At 62.8% G+C, this 17,112-nt stretch carries 14 protein-coding genes and 1 tRNA gene; 6 read left to right on the top strand and 9 right to left on the bottom strand.

Going from position 1 to position 17,112, the window contains the following annotated elements:
* Window positions 1-2 precede the first annotated feature (2 nt).
* The 3 genes from EJ076_RS09230 to EJ076_RS09240 form a co-directional block, all read right to left on the bottom strand.
* Window positions 3-437 (bottom strand): DUF2948 family protein, encoded by a 435-nt coding sequence (locus EJ076_RS09230; protein WP_109670553.1) that lies wholly within the window; start codon window positions 435-437, stop codon window positions 3-5.
* Between the two features lie 206 nt (window positions 438-643).
* Complete coding sequence (murA, locus tag EJ076_RS09235; protein WP_109670551.1) at window positions 644-1,936, bottom strand: UDP-N-acetylglucosamine 1-carboxyvinyltransferase; 1,293 nt, start codon at window positions 1,934-1,936, stop codon at window positions 644-646.
* A gap of 129 nt (window positions 1,937-2,065) precedes the next feature.
* Window positions 2,066-2,260, bottom strand: coding sequence for a hypothetical protein (locus tag EJ076_RS09240; protein ID WP_109670614.1), 195 nt, complete (start codon window positions 2,258-2,260; stop codon window positions 2,066-2,068).
* 161 nt (window positions 2,261-2,421) lie between these two features.
* Between EJ076_RS09240 and EJ076_RS09245 the strand changes: the two genes are divergently transcribed.
* From EJ076_RS09245 to EJ076_RS09260, 4 genes are all read left to right on the top strand, one after another.
* Window positions 2,422-2,496, top strand: a tRNA-Thr gene (locus EJ076_RS09245).
* 414 nt (window positions 2,497-2,910) lie between these two features.
* Window positions 2,911-4,425 carry a DUF882 domain-containing protein gene (locus EJ076_RS09250; RefSeq protein WP_245462980.1) on the top strand — a complete coding sequence of 505 codons (1,515 nt, stop codon included), beginning with the start codon at window positions 2,911-2,913 and terminating at the stop codon, window positions 4,423-4,425.
* Window positions 4,426-4,667: 242 nt separating this feature from the next.
* On the top strand, window positions 4,668-5,570 hold the full coding sequence (locus EJ076_RS09255; protein ID WP_126067680.1) for a MurR/RpiR family transcriptional regulator: 903 nt from the start codon (window positions 4,668-4,670) through the stop codon (window positions 5,568-5,570).
* A 42-nt stretch (window positions 5,571-5,612) separates the two neighbouring features.
* Entirely contained in the window at window positions 5,613-6,929 is a 1,317-nt protein-coding gene (locus EJ076_RS09260) for an ArgE/DapE family deacylase (protein ID WP_126067681.1), read from the top strand.
* A gap of 24 nt (window positions 6,930-6,953) precedes the next feature.
* Here EJ076_RS09260 and EJ076_RS09265 read toward each other — a convergent pair whose 3' ends face one another.
* From EJ076_RS09265 to EJ076_RS09285, 5 genes are read right to left on the bottom strand one after another with little or no spacing between them, the layout of a single operon-like run.
* The gene (locus EJ076_RS09265) at window positions 6,954-7,988 is read right to left on the bottom strand and encodes a branched-chain amino acid ABC transporter permease (protein ID WP_109670315.1); all 1,035 of its coding nucleotides are present in this window, start codon (window positions 7,986-7,988) and stop codon (window positions 6,954-6,956) included.
* Window positions 7,985-8,860: a branched-chain amino acid ABC transporter permease gene (locus EJ076_RS09270; RefSeq protein WP_126067682.1), complete on the bottom strand. Its 876-nt coding sequence runs from the start codon at window positions 8,858-8,860 to the stop codon at window positions 7,985-7,987. Before EJ076_RS09270 ends, EJ076_RS09265 begins: the two co-directional genes overlap by 4 nt.
* Window positions 8,861-8,870: 10 nt before the next feature.
* Window positions 8,871-9,584: an ABC transporter ATP-binding protein gene (locus EJ076_RS09275; RefSeq protein ID WP_126067683.1), complete on the bottom strand. Its 714-nt coding sequence runs from the start codon at window positions 9,582-9,584 to the stop codon at window positions 8,871-8,873.
* Window positions 9,581-10,318, bottom strand: a complete 738-nt coding sequence (locus EJ076_RS09280; protein WP_126067684.1) for an ABC transporter ATP-binding protein — start codon at window positions 10,316-10,318, stop codon at window positions 9,581-9,583. Before EJ076_RS09280 ends, EJ076_RS09275 begins: the two co-directional genes overlap by 4 nt.
* Before the next feature lie 3 nt (window positions 10,319-10,321).
* Entirely contained in the window at window positions 10,322-11,575 is a 1,254-nt protein-coding gene (locus EJ076_RS09285) for an ABC transporter substrate-binding protein (protein ID WP_126067685.1), read from the bottom strand.
* A gap of 190 nt (window positions 11,576-11,765) precedes the next feature.
* On the opposite strand from EJ076_RS09285, the gene EJ076_RS09290 reads away from it, so the two are divergent.
* Together EJ076_RS09290 and metH are read left to right on the top strand one after the other, a co-directional pair.
* The gene (locus tag EJ076_RS09290; RefSeq protein WP_126067686.1) at window positions 11,766-12,584 is read left to right on the top strand and encodes an alpha/beta hydrolase; all 819 of its coding nucleotides are present in this window, start codon (window positions 11,766-11,768) and stop codon (window positions 12,582-12,584) included.
* Between the two features lie 130 nt (window positions 12,585-12,714).
* Window positions 12,715-16,524 carry a methionine synthase gene (gene metH / locus EJ076_RS09295; protein ID WP_126067687.1) on the top strand — a complete coding sequence of 1,270 codons (3,810 nt, stop codon included), beginning with the start codon at window positions 12,715-12,717 and terminating at the stop codon, window positions 16,522-16,524.
* An 89-nt stretch (window positions 16,525-16,613) separates the two neighbouring features.
* On the opposite strand, the gene EJ076_RS09300 is transcribed toward metH, so the two are convergent.
* Window positions 16,614-17,018, bottom strand: a complete 405-nt coding sequence (locus EJ076_RS09300; protein WP_126067688.1) for a VOC family protein — start codon at window positions 17,016-17,018, stop codon at window positions 16,614-16,616.
* Window positions 17,019-17,112: the final 94 nt, after the last annotated feature.

The raw sequence follows: 17,112 nt of genomic DNA on the forward strand, positions 1-17,112 counted from the left end.
GCTCAGGCCTTGTGGATCGGGCGCGAGGTGGCTTCCCACGCCCCGCCGATATCGGCAAGGCGGGCCTCGATGCATTCGACATCGAGCATGATCGTGCCGCCGCCCGCAAAGATCAGCTCGACGATACCGGCGGGCTTGCTGATCTCGATGAAGCTGATCGCCAGCAGTGATAGGACCTCATTCGGCTTGTCGCGGTCAATGCCACTGGTCTTGGCGCCGAGCACCCGGTCGAAATGCAGCACGGCCTGCCGCCGCTCATTGTGCTGGCGAAACAGGCCGGATTTCGCCTCCCAGACGAAACGGTTCATAGTCAGCAGGAAACGCTTGGCCGCAGGCAGGAATTCGAGGTCGCTGACTTTCAGTACGGCGTCCTGGACATGGGCCGAAACAATGCTCAGGTCCTGGTCGTCGAGTGCGATAAGCTTAAGGGCGGTCATACGGATTTCGCACCTGAAGGTTGATTGTTCAGCCTTCTGTTAGGCGGTCTTGGCGATCCGTGCAACCGCGCCAACAGCTGCAGGTCTGTGCTGCCCCTCATCGCCTTACCGGGCACTTCTCCCCGTATAGTGACGGGGAGAAGGACGCTGCCGTAAAGGATTTCGCCAATCTCCTGCCGTTGCTGGAGAGGAGCCGAGGTCGCGAGCTACGCCGAAATCCGCTCGATCACCGCGCCGCAGTTGGACAGCTTTTCTTCCAGCCGCTCGAAGCCGCGGTCGAGATGGTAGACCCGGTTGACCGTGGTTTCGCCTTCCGCCGCCAGGCCGGCAATGACCAGCGACACGGAGGCACGAAGATCGGTCGCCATGACCGGCGCGCCCTTCAGCTTCGGCACGCCGTCGACGATCGCCGTCTGGCCCGAAAGCGTGATGTGGGCGCCGAGCCGCGCCAGCTCCTGCACATGCATGAAGCGGTTTTCGAAAATCGTCTCGGTGATGCGCGACTTGCCCTTGGCCATCGTCATCAGGCCCATGAACTGCGCCTGTAAATCGGTCGGGAAGGCCGGGAAGGGTGCGGTCGTCACGTCGACCGGCGAAATACCGGCGCCGTTGCGCTTTACGCGAATGCCGGAATTGGTTGGCGTGATTTCGGCGCCGGTCTGGGCGATCACGTCCAGTGCTGTCTGCAGCAGCTCCGGCCGCGCGCCTTCGAGCACGACATCGCCGCCGGTCATGGCAACGGCCATGGCATAGGTGCCGGTCTCGATGCGGTCGGGAATGACGCGCACGCGCGCACCCGACAGCGATTCGACGCCGTCGATGGTGATGGTTGGCGTGCCGGCGCCATAAATCTTCGCGCCCATGGCATTGAGGCATTCGGCGAGATTGACGATTTCCGGCTCGCAGGCGGCATTTTCCAGCACCGTTTCGCCCTTGGCCAGCGCCGCCGCCATCATCAGCACATGGGTGGCGCCGACCGAGACTTTCGGGAAGATGTAGCGGTTGCCGACAAGGCGGCCATTCCTGGTCTTGGCAATGACATAACCGGTGTCGACGTCGATATCGGCGCCCAGCGCCTGCAGGCCTTCGAGGAACAGATCAACCGGGCGCGTGCCGATGGCGCAACCACCCGGCAGCGATACCTTGGCCTCGCCCATGCGAGCCAGCAGCGGGCCGATCACCCAGAACGACGCGCGCATCTTCGACACCAGCTCGTAAGGCGCGGTCGTGTCGACGATGTTGCGGGCGGAGAAGTTGATGGTGCGCGAATAGCCCTCATTCTGCTTCTCGCGGCGGCCATTGACCGAATAATCGACGCCGTGATTGCCCAGAATGCGGATCAGCTGCTCGACATCGGCCAGATGCGGGACGTTTTCCAGCGTCAGCGTGTCGTCGGTCAAAAGCGAGGCGATCATCAGGGGCAGCGCCGCGTTTTTCGCGCCCGAGATCGGAATACTTCCGGAGAGCTTGTTGCCCCCGACAATTCTGATGCGATCCATGGAAGAACGTCCCTCTCGGCCAAAAAAGGCCGGTTCAATCGTTTGAGTAGCGGCCCGTCTAGACCATTGGCCGGCTTGGTTCAAGAAATAGGATTTCCTGCTATCCGAACCAAGAGTGGCCGATTTGAGTTAATCTTTCCGCATTTCCTTCGAAGCAGCGAGCCCGTCCGGTCGCTGGTCGGCTTCTCCGGTGCGGCGCGAGCGCGACTGCGCCTTGCGCTTCTGCAGATTGGCGCGCAATTGCTCGGCCAGCCGATCCTTGCGGTTGGTACCGCCCTTTTTCGCTGGACCATCCTTTTTCAGTGGAATTACCTTGTCGTTCATCGTCCCGCCCTGGCTGGCGACCAGCCAGCTCGCCATTCAGGGATAGCCAACATTGTGGCGCCGCCATGTCATTAAAAGCTATCCGGCAAAGCCTTTCACAGAAGCGTTGCACTTGGCCTTGCGCTTGCCGGTTCGATATGGCAGAAGCCCCGCCATCAGCGGCTGCGGTAGCTCAGTGGTAGAGCACTCCCTTGGTAAGGGAGAGGTCGAGAGTTCAATCCTCTCTCGCAGCACCAGTTTCCAACCATCATCCTTGTTAGCCCCCTTCGTCCTCTGCATCTCTGCCGGCAGACCTGATCAGCAGTGCATTGCTCCAGAAAAGAGTTGCCAGGGCAACCTCCAGCCGAAGCGCATTCTCGGCACCCGACACGATTCATTAACCAAGATGCTGTTCATCGACATGACGTGTTTTCGGCATGGATGCGCGCCTGCGCCGGTCAAGGCCATGCTCTGTCGGTTAGAGGCCGAAAGCCTCTTCATCTGGGCGGCGACCTCAAATCGCCCGAAACTAGAAGAACGTGCAAGGCATGAACGTGATGGAAAACGAGCAAAACGCGCCCGGCGCTTCCCATCGTTGGACATTGCTGCCGGCCATTGTGGCGGCGTTCCTTTGCCTGTGCGTCAGCAGCGCGTTCGCGGAGACGCGCGCTTTGAGGATTCAACATCTTCATACGGGCGAGAAGGCTGAAATCGTCTTCAAGCGCAATGGGCGTTACGATCCGGCGGGATTGAAGAAGATCAATCTCATGCTGCGCGACTGGCGTCGCAACGAACCGACGAAGATGGATCCGCGCCTGCTCGATCTTGTGTGGCAGGCCTATCGCGCCAGCGGCTCGACGGCCTATATCCATGTGGTCAGCGCCTATCGTTCGCCGGCGACGAACGCAATGCTGCGCAGCCGCTCGAAGGGCGTGGCTCGGGAGAGCCAGCACATGGTTGGCCGCGCGATGGATTTCTTCCTGCCGGATGTGCCGCTGAAGAAGCTGCGCGACATCGGCCTCAAGATGCAGGGCGGCGGCGTGGGCTATTACCCGACCTCCGGTTCGCCTTTCATACATATGGATGTCGGCAATGTGCGGCATTGGCCGGGCATCAGCCGCCAGGAACTCGCCAGGGTATTTCCCAACGGCAACACACTGCATGTGCCGAGCGACGGCAAACCGCTGCCCGGCTACGAGCAGGCGTTTGCCGCCTACAAATCGCGCAAGGGCGCCGGCACGCCCAACATCGAACTGGCAAGCGTCGACGGCGGCCAACGCAGGCCGCGCGGCCTGCTGGCGGCGCTTCTGGGTGGCGGAGACGAGTCGGATGATGTCGCGGAGGCGGTGCCGGCACCGCGCAAGCCGGCCAGATCGGTTGAACCCAGGCCTGCCGGCATCGCTATCGTGCCGCCGCAGGATGCCCAGCGGGCGGGCATCCAGATGGCTGCCGGCGATCCAGGCGAGGAACCGCCAGTTGGACAGAAGGGGAAGACGCCTGAAGCGATCGTCATGGCCATGGCGCCGGGCTCGGTGCCGCTGCCCGCCTTCGCACCGCGCACCGAGCTTGCGGCACCCGTTCCGACCCCGGAAACCGCACCGTTGACAATCGCCGATGCGTCCACTGCGCGGGCCGAACTGGCCGCTGCCAAGCCGGCAGCCGCCAATGCCGAAATTCCCGCGGGCAAGGCGGATGCCGCTGCCGCGGGCGTCGCGCCGGACATGGTGGCGCTCAACATCCCGTTGCCGACATGGCGACCGGAAAGCCAGACGAGCGCGGCGCGCCAGCCGGAAGCAGTCAAATCTCGCGACGCAATCGGTGCCTTGCTGGCCCTGAACCACGCCGATGACGGCCTTGACAGGCTGGCCGGCCAGCGGGTTGCAGTTGCCCCATCGAAGCTCGAAGATCGCGTCAGGACCAGCCCGAAGGCCGACCGCGTCCAGCCACGTCTCGATCCCGAAGCCACCGCCGTCATTATGCCAGCCGCGGTGTCCGGCCGGCCGATTGGGACAGGTCGCGGCATCACCGGTGGAGCCAGGCCTGCGCCCGTCATTGCCGCCAATCTCATCCGCACGGCGCCGGAGCACATCTATCTCGACGGATTCCAGCCGCGAGGACAGACGTCCGATCACCGCCGCTTCACCGGCTCCGCGGTCAAGTTCCTGCCCATCGCCAGCTTCAAATAGGCTGGCCGCGGCCGGGATTTGACATATCCGATAAAGAGCGGCCGCAGGCGTGTCGTGGACGGCGAATGCACCCGTTCGACCTGACATGAAATGTGGTGCACGATACGGATCGCAGGGTCGCAGAGGGATTGCGCAACCCATCCTGAAATCGTCCCAGATAGCCCTGTAAGATAATTTCCAAATTTGACAATCATACATGAAATTGTAAGATAATCATCTTCCGTCAGCGATAGGCGATGACCATGTCCATCCGTGAAGAACTGGCCAACATGACCGTGGCGTTCACCTCCGCGGAAGAGAAGATCGTCCAGGTCCTGCTCGCCGATTACCCCATGTCGGGGCTGGGTACCGCGACCAGGCTTGCGCGGCGGGCCGGCGTCAGCGACCCGAGTGTGACGCGCCTGATGACCAAGCTTGGCTATGTCGGCTTTGCCGACTTCCAGGCACGCCTGCTCACCGAAGTCGAATCTAGGCTGCATTCGCCGCTTTTGATGATGGAGGCCAAGCGTCCGGGCGGCTCCAGCGAAGGCACCGCACTCGCCTATTTCCATTCGGTTTCCGACAGCCTGGAGCGCACCCGCACCGCGGTGCCGGTGCAGGCCTATACACGCGCCGTCAACATGCTGCTCGAAAGCAAGGGCCAGGTGGTGCTGCTGGGCGGACGGTTCAGCCGGCATATCGCGTCCATGCTTGCCGGCTACCTCCTGCAGTTCCGCTCCGGCGTGCGCGACATCGGTTCGTTGAGCCCTGCCGATTTCGACCTGTTGATCGACCTTGGCAAACGCGACCTGCTCGTCGTCTTCGACTACCGGCGCTATCAGTCGGATGTGGTGAGATTTGCGCAGCAGGCAAAGGAACGCGGCGTCTCCGTCCTGCTGTTCACCGATGTGTGGCTGTCGCCGATAGCTGATATCGCCGATCTGACCATGGTTGCGGCGATCGACGCCAATTCGCCTTTCGACACGCTGGCCACGGCTGTCGCCCAGATGGAAACCGTCTTTGCCCATGCGCTGGAGGGCCATGGCGCCGGGGTCCGCAAGCGCATCGAGGACATCGAGAGGATCCGCAGCGCCAATGCCGTCACCCTCGATGCCGCACTGTCGCCATCGGCCGACGACGTCAAACCAAAAACCACCAGGAAATAGCGTCGATGCGCCCGGCGCCGTCGCGATGCAAGGAACCAAGAAATGCCTGACAACCAGACCATCATCGACGCCGTGCAGGCTGAGATCGAGACCGATCGCGACTGGTTGATCGGGCTGACCCGCGACATGGTCCGTATCCCTTCGGTCAACCCCAAATTCGAGCCCAATCCGGCGATCAACCGCGAGGCGGATGTCCAGGCGCTACTCGAGCCGATCCTCAAGCAGGACGGGTTCAAGACCGAGCAATGGGATGCCTTGCCCGGCCGGCCTAATCTGGTCGGCGAATGGGCGGGAGACGAGGACCGCAGCCTGATCCTGTGCGGCCATATCGACGTCGTGCCGGTCGGTGCGATGAAGGATTGGTCGGTCGATCCGTTCGGGGGCGAGATCACCAATGGCCGTCTCTATGGCCGCGGCGCCGTCGACATGAAGGGCGGCGTCGCCGCTTGCATCGCTGCAGCACATGCGATCCGCAAGGCGGGCATCACACTGCAGGGCCGGCTGGCCATCCACTCCGTCGTCGACGAGGAAGCCGGCGGCTTCGGCGCCATGGATGCCGTGAAGAAGGGCAAGCTCGCCAAGGCGGTGCTGGTCGCCGAACCGACCTGGGGCGATGTCCTGCCGGTCGAAGGCGGGCTCGAATGGGCGCGGGTGACGATCCGTGGCCGCAACGCCCATTCGGCACTGCGCTACAACGAGATCTATCCGCAGCGCCACGACAAGGACCGGCTGGAGCCAGGCGTCAACGCCATCGAGATCGCCGCCCGCTTCATCGCCGCCGTGCGCCAGTATGAGCTGGACTGCACGCGGGCGAAATCGCATCCGCTGCTGCCGCTCGGCATGAACACCATCAACATCGGCGTCATGCATGGCGGCACCGGCCTTGGCGAACACGGCCTGCCGACGGTGATGACGAACCCGGCCATCATTCCCGATGTCGCCGTGCTCGACCTCGACATGAAATTCCTGCCGGACGAGAACTCGGCCGACTATCGCCGCGACTTCGAGACTTTCGTCCATCATTTCGCGCAGACGGATGCCTGGCTGCGCGACAATCCGCCTGTCATCCAGTGGGAACTCGGCGGCCTGTATTTCCCGCCGATGAACACGCCGGTCGATCATCCTCTGGTGACGTCGCTGATGAAGCGCAAGGCCATGGTCGGCAAGGCGCCACAGGCGCGGGGCTTCGTCGCCGTGTGCGATGCGGCGCACTATGCCGGCGCTGGTGTCGACGGCGTCATCTTCGGTCCGTCGGGCGACGGTTTTCATGGTTCCGACGAGTATGTCGAAGTCGAATCGGTGGTCGAGACCGCCAAGGTGATTGCAGCTTCGGTCATCGACTGGTGCGGTATCCGCTGACGCGGGACCGCCGTTTCGAAACGGTCAGGCCGGGCGCTTCAGGCGTCCGGCGAGGGCGCCCCATGAAGCCTTGATCATGCCGACCAGCCCGCTCGGGTAGGCCAGCATCACGCCAATGATCAGCACCGCCGTGATCATCGGCCGCCACGCGCCGAAATCGGCCATCCATTCGGCGAAGATCGTCAGCACGAAAGAGGCGATGATGGCGCCGTAGATGGTGCTGGTGCCGCCAAGCAGCACCATCGACAGGATGATGGTCGCGAGACTCATGCCGAACACATCGATCGAGGCGTTGCGCTGGTAGGCGGCATAGAAGGCGCCGGCGATGCCGGTGAAGAAGGCGCTTGCGGCAAGCGTCAGCATGCGCTGGCGCACGATCGAGACGCCCCGGCTGATGGCGTATTCCTCATTGTCACGCAAGGCGACGATGCTGGCCCCGGCGCGTGAGCGCACGAACACGCGCAGGAACAGCGTGCTCGCCACCAGCAGCGCCAGCGCGATGTAGAAATAGGCTGATTTGCCGTCACGGACCATGTTGTGGTCGAACACGTAGAGTCCGGGAATGCGGACCAGCCCTTGCGTACCGCCGGTGATGGCGGACTGGCTGATGATCACCTGCATCACCAGTTGCGCAAAGCCGAAGGTGACCAGGATGATGTAGATGCCCTTCAGCCGCAGGATCGGGATGGTCACCAGGATCGCCGCCAGCGTGGCGATGACACCGCTGGCAAACAGCGCGACCCACGGGTCGAATGCGGCCAGCTTGGTCAGCAGGCTGTAGGCATAGACGCCGATGCCGAACAGCGCCAGATGGCCGAAATTGAAGACACCGCCATAGCCGAGGCTGAGGTCCCAGTTCGAGGCGACGATCGCATAGATGAAGGCCATGATCAGGATGTGGCGGGCATAGGTGTCGCCGAAGATGAGCGGCAGCAGCGCCAGCAGCGCGAAGCCGAGCACGAACCCGATGGCCTCGTGCTTCCACGGCGTGCGGCCGGGAGCGATAGGGGTTGCCGCCTCCGCGTGGCTAAGGGTCATCGGGGATGTCGTGTCGGTCATGCTAGGCCTCGGGAGCGGCTGGCGAAAATGCCCTCGGGGCGCACCATCAGGGTCAGGATAAGCACGCCGAACAGCAGGGCCGGCGTCCAGTAGAGGCCGAAATAGTAGCTGCAGGCGGCTTCGAAGAAGCCGATCAGATAGGCGGCGAAGATCGGTCCTGAAATGCTCGATATGCCGCCGAAGACGACGACGATCAGCGCCTTGAGCAGCGGGTCGCTGCCCATCACCGGTGACATGAAGCGATAGCCGCCCATGAAGATGCCGGCGAGACCGGCCAGCGAAGCAGCGATGGCGAAGGCCAGCCCGTAGAGGGCCGTGACGTTCAGCCCGACAAGGTGGCTTGCGTCTTCGTTCTGCGCCACGGCGCGCAACGCTAGCCCAAGCCGTGTACGGTTGAGGAACATCCAAAGCGCTGCCAGGATCAGCGGCGTGATGACGATGATGGCGATCTGGTGCAGCGACACGCCGACGCCGCCGATGGTGGTGTTGCCGGCGATCAGGGCAGGGATCTGCTTCGAGCGCGGCCCCCAGATGGTCAAGGCTCCGTTCTCGATCAGCGAACCGGCCGCCAGCGTGGTGATGACGACGACCAGCACGATGTTGGGCCGGCCGATCAGCGGCCGCACGACGCTCGCCTGCAGGATCCAGCCGACGCCGGCCATGACGACGACGGCAATCGGAAAGGCGACCGCCGCCGGCAGGCCGAGTTCGACCAGCTGCCAGGCGATGTAGGCGCCCAGCATCATGAACACGCCATGGCTGAAATTGAACACGCCGATCGTCGTCCAGACGAGCGCGAGCCCGACTGCCATCATGGCGTAGAGGGAGCCCTGGAATAGGCCGCCGAACAGGATTTCCGCCAATGCGCTCATTCCCAAGTTCCTAATGGCCAAAATACATCGACATGATCTCGCCGTGGTCGAGGCTTTCGCCCGGCTTGATCTCGGTCGCCACCGCGCCATGATTGACGAGGTAGAGTTGCTGCGTCAGCTCCAGCAGGAATTCGATGTCCTGCTCGACGACGATGAGCGGCACGCCGCCGCGCGAAATGTCCATGACGGAGGCGCAGAGTTCGTCCTTGATCTTGGGCGCCAGCCCAAGCGTCGGTTCGTCGAGGATCAGCAGGCGCGGATGGCTCATCAATGCCGTGCCGATCGACACCATCTGGCGCTCGCCGCCCGACAGCGTGCGCACGCGCTGGCGCCAGCGTTCCGCCAGTTTGGGGAACAGCTTGATCACCTTCTCGCGGTTCTCCGCCTCATGCGGCCGCGCGCGCGGCGAATAAGCGCCGAGTGCCATGCAGTCGGCGATGGAGAGATCGGGAAACAGCCGGTTGCCTTGCGGCACATGGATCAGGCCGGCGCCGACGATGGCGCGCGCGCTGTGGCCGACAATATCCTGTCCGTCGAACAGGATACGGCCGCTCTTCGGCTGCAACAGCCCGGAGATGGCGCGCAGCAGCGTCGTCTTGCCATGGCCGTTGGGGCCGAACAGGCCGACATTGCCGAAGCGGCCGGCCTCCAGCGAGATATCTTGCAGCACGGTGACGCGGCCATAGCCGGCGGTGACGCCTTCGACGCTGAGAATGGGGTTCACGCCGCCGACCTCCTGGTGCCGAGATAGGCCTCGATGACGCGCGGGTCGGCAATCACGCCGGCCGGGTCGCCGGCGGCCAGAACGCGGCCATTGTTGAGCACCAACAAGTGCTGCGAAAGGCTCATCAGGAAGGTCAGCACGTGTTCGATCAAAAGGATGGTGATGCCGCGTTCGGCGGTGCGACGGATCAGGCCGATCGATGTCTCGATCTCGGGCTTGGTCAGGCTCGACGCCGGTTCGTCAAGCAAGAGCATGCGCGGCTGCATGGCGATCGCGGTGGCAAGCATCAGGCACTTGCGCTCGAAGACGGACAATTCGCCGGCAAGCCGCCCGAAGGAAGCGGACCCCAGGCCGACGAACTCCAGCGCCTCGGCGGCCGCATTGCGGGCCGTGGCCGCCGTTTTTTCCTGCTTGCCGTAGCTGGCGCCGATCAGCGCGTTCTCGAACACGGTCAACCCGTCGAAGCTGGTCTCGCGCTGAAACGTACGGGCAAGGCCGAGGCGCGCGATGACGTGTCCCGATTTGCCGTTTATGGCATTGCCGTCAAACCGGACGCTGCCCCGGTCAGGGCCAAACGGGATGCCGGTGATGATGTTGAACAGCGTGCTCTTGCCGCTGCCGTTCGGGCCGGCGATGCCGAAGATCTCGCCGGCCTCGACCTTGAACGACACGCCATCGACGGCCTTCAGCGAACCGAAGGCCTTCGACACGTCGTCCAGTTCAAGCAGGGCCATTCCTCACTTCATCCAGGGCTGGAGCTTGAAGGCGCCGGTGGCGTATTTCTCCGGCGAGATCAGCGTGCGCTGGCCGTCCCAGATCTGGAAGAAGGTGATCGGGATGTAGTCGTCGCCCTGTATGGCAAGGTGGGTGGCGGGATCGAATTTCAGCCGCCCTTCGGCGACCTGTTTGTCGGTCTCCGACAACGCCTTCATGATCGCCGCATGGTCGGATGCGCCGCCGACCTTCTTGACCGCGTCGAAATAGACATTGGTCATTTCGTAGAGGCCGACGCCATAGGTGCCGCTCTCGACGCCGTATTTTACCTTGAACTTGGCCGCCACCTCATCGGCGCGCGGGTTCTTCGGGGTGGTAAGCGCACCGCCGAGCAGATTGTAGATGACACCATCCGACTTCTTGCCGGTCAGTTCGACGAATTCCGGAACGCTCGGTGCATATTGCAGGAAGACGAGGCTCTTGGTCGGCTGCTCGAGGAACTGGTTGAGGAAGGACGCCGAATTGCCCGGCAGATAGTCGGTGTTGATGACGACGTCGGGAACGTTCTCGCGCACCTTGGCCAGGATCGAACGCCAGTCGGTCACTTCGCCGAAGGGCACGATCTCGTCGACGGTGATGGTCCAGCCCTTCTCCTTGAAGGTCTTCTTCATGCCTTCGGAGATGGTCTTCGAATAGGCATTGTCGGAGGAGATGATGGCGACCTTCTTGGTTGGCAAGGTGATCTTGCCGTCGGCCGCGAGCTTCTCGACGAACAGGGTGACGTCGGTGTTGTAGGCGTCGAAGGAAGGCGTCAGCGACCAGCAGCACATGTATTTGTCGGGGCTCGGTGCGATGATGTCCCTGGTCTGCTGCGAGGTGGCCGCCAGCATGTAAGGCATGTCAGCCTCGGCCATGTTGTCGATCTCGAAATTGGTCAGGCTGGCATAGCCCGTCAGCATGAAATGCACGCCCGGATCGCCAAGCAGGCGCTCGACCGCACTGGTGACGTTGCCGGCGGACTGATCCTTGACGTCGCCGACCACCAGTTCGAACGTATCCCCGGCAACGCCGCCGGCTGCGTTCGCCTCGTCGATGGCCATCTGCACGCCACGCTGGAACTCCTGGCCGTCCGCCGCGGCCGGCCCGGTTAGCGGCGCAAGCAGGCCGATCTTGACGACCTCGGCGAAAGCGGGCGCGCCTGATGCGGCAAACATGCCGATCAGCGTCGTGCTCATCAGGATATGGCGGATTCGACTTGCGGCGGATTTCGGCTTCATCGTGCTGTTCCCTGTTTTCCTCCCGTTCATCGGGAGTTGGATAATTGACAATCTACGCATAATTGTTCTTATTTGAAAAGGATTTTTCAGCGTAACCTGACCGAGAAATGTTTACCGGCGGGACATGGGAGACAGTGGTGCTTTGTTGCGCAGCTGCTTCAAAACAGGGCAATTCCAGACGGAGCCGACAATGACGATCTCGCAGAAGACCCTTGAAACCAGCCACGGCAAGATCGCGGTGCGCCAGACCGGCGGCCAGGGAACCACTGTCATGCTGATCCACGGCAATTCGTCTTCCAGCGCCGTTTTCCGCAACCAGTTGGAGAGCCCGCTAGGCGAGCGCTACCACATCATCGCTCCCGATCTGCCCGGCCACGGAGCGTCCGGCGATGCGATCGATCCGGAGCGTTCCTACAGCATGGAAGGCTATGCCGATGCCATGACCGAAGTGCTCGGGCTGCTCGGTGTCGACAAGGCCATAGTCTTCGGCTGGTCGCTCGGCGGCCATATCGGGCTTGAAATGATCGACCGCTTTCCCGGCCTGCTCGGGCTGATGATCACCGGCACGCCGCCGGTATCACCTGACGAGGTCGGCAACGGCTTCAAGCCGAGCCCGCATATGCACCTTGCCGGACAGGAAACCTTCAGTGCCGCCGATGTCGAGGCCTATGCGCGCAGCACCTGCGGCGAGCCGTTCGAACCGGTTCTCATTGACACGGTGGCGCGCACCGACGGACGCGCGCGGCGCCTGATGTTCGAAAAATTCGCGGCCGGCACCGGCAGGAACCAGCGCGAGATCGTCGCCGGCAAGACGCCGCCGATCGCCGTTCTGAACGGTGTCGACGAGCCATTCGTCGACACCGATTTCGTCGCGACGGTGAAGTTCTCCAACCTGTGGGAAGGCAGGGCCCATTTGCTCGACAAATCCGGCCATGCGCCATTCTGGGATTCGCCGGATCGCTTCAATCCGATCTTCGCCCGCTTCCTGGCAAGCGTCGACAGAGCGTAGGTCCGTCAGAAAACCGGCGCCCCGGACCCCGCCTTCGTGGCGGGTGGGTGACAATCATGAGCGTCTGTCGTATATTGACATAAAGATATCCTTATGTGACATGAAAAGCTTGTCGCCAAAGGGATAAAAAATGTCGCAGAATTCTGCATCGCTGGACGCATTGTTCGGCCCCGTCGCGGCAAAATCCGACGGGTCGGAAGTGCTTGCTGCGCTCACGGCGGCGGCGCGCGAACGCATCCTCATCCTTGACGGTGCCATGGGCACGCAGATCCAGGGCCTCGGCTTTGACGAGGACCAGTTTCGCGGCGAGGCCTTCGCCGGCTGCGCCTGCCACCAGCAAGGCAACAACGATCTTCTGATCCTGACCCAGCCTGGGGCGATCGAGGAAATCCACTATCAGTACGCCTTATCAGGCGCCGACATCTTGGAGACCAACACTTTCTCCTCGACCTCGATCGCCCAGGCCGATTACGGCATGGAGGATGCCGTCTACGCGCTAAATCGCGATGGCGCGCGACTGGTGCGGCGCGCCGCTATTCGTGCCGAGCAGCAGGACGGCAAGCGCCGTTTCGTCGCCGGCGCGCTCGGGCCGACCAACCGCACCGCCTCGATGTCGCCGGATGTGAACAATCCCGGCTATCGTGCCGTGACCTTCGACGATCTGCGCCTCGCCTATGGCGAGCAGTTGCGGGGGTTGATCGATGGTGGAGCCGACATCATCCTGATCGAGACCATCTTCGACACGCTGAACGCCAAGGCGGCGATCTTCGCGGCAGAAGAGATCTTCATCGAGAAGGGCGTGCGCCTGCCGGTGATGATCTCCGGCACCATCACGGATCTCTCCGGCCGCACGCTGTCGGGCCAGACGCCGACGGCCTTCTGGCATTCGGTGCGCCATGCCAGCCCCTTCACCATCGGCCTCAACTGCGCGCTCGGCGCCAACGCCATGCGTGACCATCTGGCCGAAATATCAGGCGTCGCCAACACCTTCACCTGCGCCTATCCGAATGCCGGCCTGCCCAATGAATTCGGCCGGTATGACGAGAGCCCGGAATTCATGGCCGCGCAGATCGAGGATTTCGCCCGTGAGGGACTGGTCAATGTCGTCGGCGGCTGCTGCGGCTCGACGCCGGATCACATCCGCGCCATCGCCGAAGCGGTGAAGAAATATCCGCCGCGCGCCATTCCGGAGATCGAGCCCAGGATGCGCCTGTCCGGACTGGAGCCGTTCACGCTCACCGACGAGATTCCCTTCGTCAATGTCGGCGAGCGCACCAATGTCACCGGCTCGGCCAAGTTCAGAAAACTGATCACGGCGGGCGACTATGTCGCCGCGCTCGACGTGGCGCGCGATCAGGTCGCCAATGGCGCCCAGATCATCGACATCAACATGGATGAGGGGCTGATCGATTCGAAGAAGGCGATGGTCGATTATCTCAACCTGATCGCCGCCGAGCCGGACATCGCCCGCGTTCCCGTCATGGTCGACAGTTCGAAATGGGAGATCATCGAGGCTGGCCTGAAATGCGTGCAGGGCAAGCCGCTGGTCAACTCCATCTCGATGAAGGAAGGCGAGGCTGCGTTCCTGCATCATGCAAGGCTCGTGCGCGCCTATGGCGCGGCGGTGGTCGTCATGGCCTTCGACGAAGACGGCCAGGCCGACACCAAAGCGCGCAAGGTCGAGATCTGCACCCGCGCCTACAAGCTCTTGACCGAGCAGGCCGGCTTCCCGCCCGAGGATATCGTCTTCGATCCGAACGTGTTCGCCATCGCCACCGGCATCGAGGAGCACGACAATTACGGCGTCAACTTCATCGAGGCGACGGGCGAGATCACCGGCACGCTGCCGCATGTCCACATTTCCGGCGGCGTGTCGAACCTGTCCTTCTCGTTCCGCGGCAATGAGCCGGTGCGCGAGGCCATGCATGCCGTGTTCCTCTACCATGCCATCCAGCACGGCATGGACATGGGCATTGTCAATGCCGGTCAACTCGCCGTCTACGACACGATCGAGCCGGCGCTGCGCGAGGCCTGCGAGGATGTCGTGCTCAACCGTGTGCCCAAGGCCGGCGGCACCGCCACCGAACGCATGCTGGAGATCGCCGAACGCTTCAAGGGCACGGTGGGCCAGGAAGCCAAGGAGCGCGATCTTGCCTGGCGCGAATGGACAGTCGAACAGCGGATCAGCCATGCGCTGGTCAATGGCATCACCGAATTCATCGACGCCGACACCGAGGAAGCCAGGCTGGCGGCCGAGCGCCCGCTGCATGTCATCGAAGGCCCGCTGATGGCTGGCATGAACGTCGTCGGCGATCTGTTCGGCGCGGGCAAGATGTTCCTGCCGCAAGTGGTGAAGTCGGCGCGGGTGATGAAGCAGGCGGTGGCCGGATTGCTGCCGCATATGGAGGCCGAGAAGCTAGCCAACGCCGCCAATGGCATCGACAATGGCGAACGCCAGACAGCGGGCAAGATCCTGATGGCGACGGTGAAGGGCGATGTCCACGACATCGGCAAGAACATCGTTGGCGTCGTGCTGGCCTGCAACAATTACGAGATCATCGATCTCGGCGTCATGGTGCCGGCGGCAAAAATCCTGCAGACGGCGCGCGAGAGACAAGTCGACATTATCGGCCTGTCCGGCTTGATCACGCCTTCGCTCGACGAGATGGCGCACATGGCCGCCGAGATGGAGCGCGAAGGCTTCGACATTCCGCTGCTGATCGGCGGCGCGACGACCAGCCGCGTGCACACGGCGGTGAAGATCCATCCGCGCTACACCAGGGGCCAGACCGTCTATGTCAACGACGCCAGCCGGGCAGTCGGCGTGGTGTCAGCCTTGCTGTCAAATGACAGCAAGGCTGACTATGTCGACGCCGTGCGGGCCGAATACAAGAAGGTCGCCGATGCGCATGCCCGCTCCGAAGCCGACAAGCAGCGGCTGCCGCTGACCAAGGCGAGGGCCAACGCGCATCGGATAGACTGGTCTGAATATGAGCCGCCTAAGCCGTCTTTTACCGGCGTGAAGGTGTTCGAGAACTGGGACCTCACCGAACTCGCGCGCTACATCGATTGGACACCGTTCTTCCAGACCTGGGAGCTGAAGGGCCGCTATCCCAAGATACTCGAAGACGAGGCGCAAGGCGCCGCCGCGCGCCAGCTGTTCGAAGATGCGCAGGCGATGCTGAAGAAGATCATTGCCGAAAAATGGTTCGCGCCGCGCGGTGTCATCGGCTTCTGGCCGGCCAATGCCGTTGGCGACGACATCAGGCTGTTCACGGACGAGGCACGCTCGCAGGAACTGGCGACGTTCTTCACCTTACGCCAGCAATTGACCAAGCGCGACGGCAAGGCCAATGTCGCGCTGTCGGATTTCGTCGCGCCAGCGGATAGCGGCAAGCCCGACTACATCGGCGGCTTCATCGTCACCGCCGGCATCGAGGAGGTGGCGATATCAGAGCGCTTCGAGCGCGCCAATGACGACTATTCCTCGATCATGGTCAAGGCGCTGGCCGACCGCTTCGCCGAAGCCTTTGCCGAGCGCATGCATGAGAAGGTGCGCAAGGAGTTCTGGGGCTACGTGCCAGACGAAGCGCTGGCGCCCGACGAGCTGATCGGCGAACCCTATCGCGGCATCCGCCCGGCGCCCGGCTATCCGGCGCAGCCCGACCATACTGAAAAGGCCACACTGTTCCGGCTGCTCGACGGCGAAGCCAATGCCGACGTGAGCCTGACCGAAAGCTACGCGATGTGGCCGGGCTCGTCCGTATCGGGGATCTATCTCTCGCATCCCGAAAGCTATTACTTCGGCGTCGCCAAGGTCGAACGCGACCAGGTCGAGGACTATGCTGTTCGTAAGGACATGCCGTTGGCCGAGGTCGAGCGCTGGCTCGGCCCCATCCTCAACTACCTGCCGGCGCACTATGCCGAGGCGGCTGAATAGCTGATGCCGGCGCGCGTCTGATGGAGAAGCGACAGGCGAATGCCAATCGCTTCTCCATTGTCATCCTGGCCCGCTTCGATTCCAGTGGGCTATTGCATGGCGGACGGGTTCATCCACAGCAGCTCCCAGACGTTGCCATCCGGATCTTCGATGTGGCGGTTGAACATGAAACCGAGATCCTGCACCGGGTTGGGATCGGCGCGACCGCCTGCCGCCACGCCCTTCTCGATTACGGCATTGACCTCGTCCTTGCTGTCGGTGGTGAGCGCGATCAGCATCTGGCTGTCACTCTTGGGGTCGCCGATCGGGCGCGCTGTGAACTGGCCGTAGTGTTGGTGCGTCAGCAACATGACCCCAATCGAGTCGGAGAACATGATCGAGCTGGCCTGGTCGCTCGAGAACTGCGGGTTCAGCGTGCCGCCGATCGCGAGATAGAACTTGGTCGCCGCCTGCAGATCGCGCACCGGCAGATTGAGGAAGATCATCTTGGTCATCGGTTCAAGCCTTGCTTTCGTTGACGGGTACTAGCCAGTCTAGTACTGTCGGCGTAGCTACCATGCGGGAACGGTACCGTCTAGTACTGGTTGA

This window comes from Mesorhizobium sp. M7D.F.Ca.US.005.01.1.1, assembly GCF_003952545.1.
Lineage (GTDB): Bacteria > Pseudomonadota > Alphaproteobacteria > Rhizobiales > Rhizobiaceae > Mesorhizobium > Mesorhizobium loti.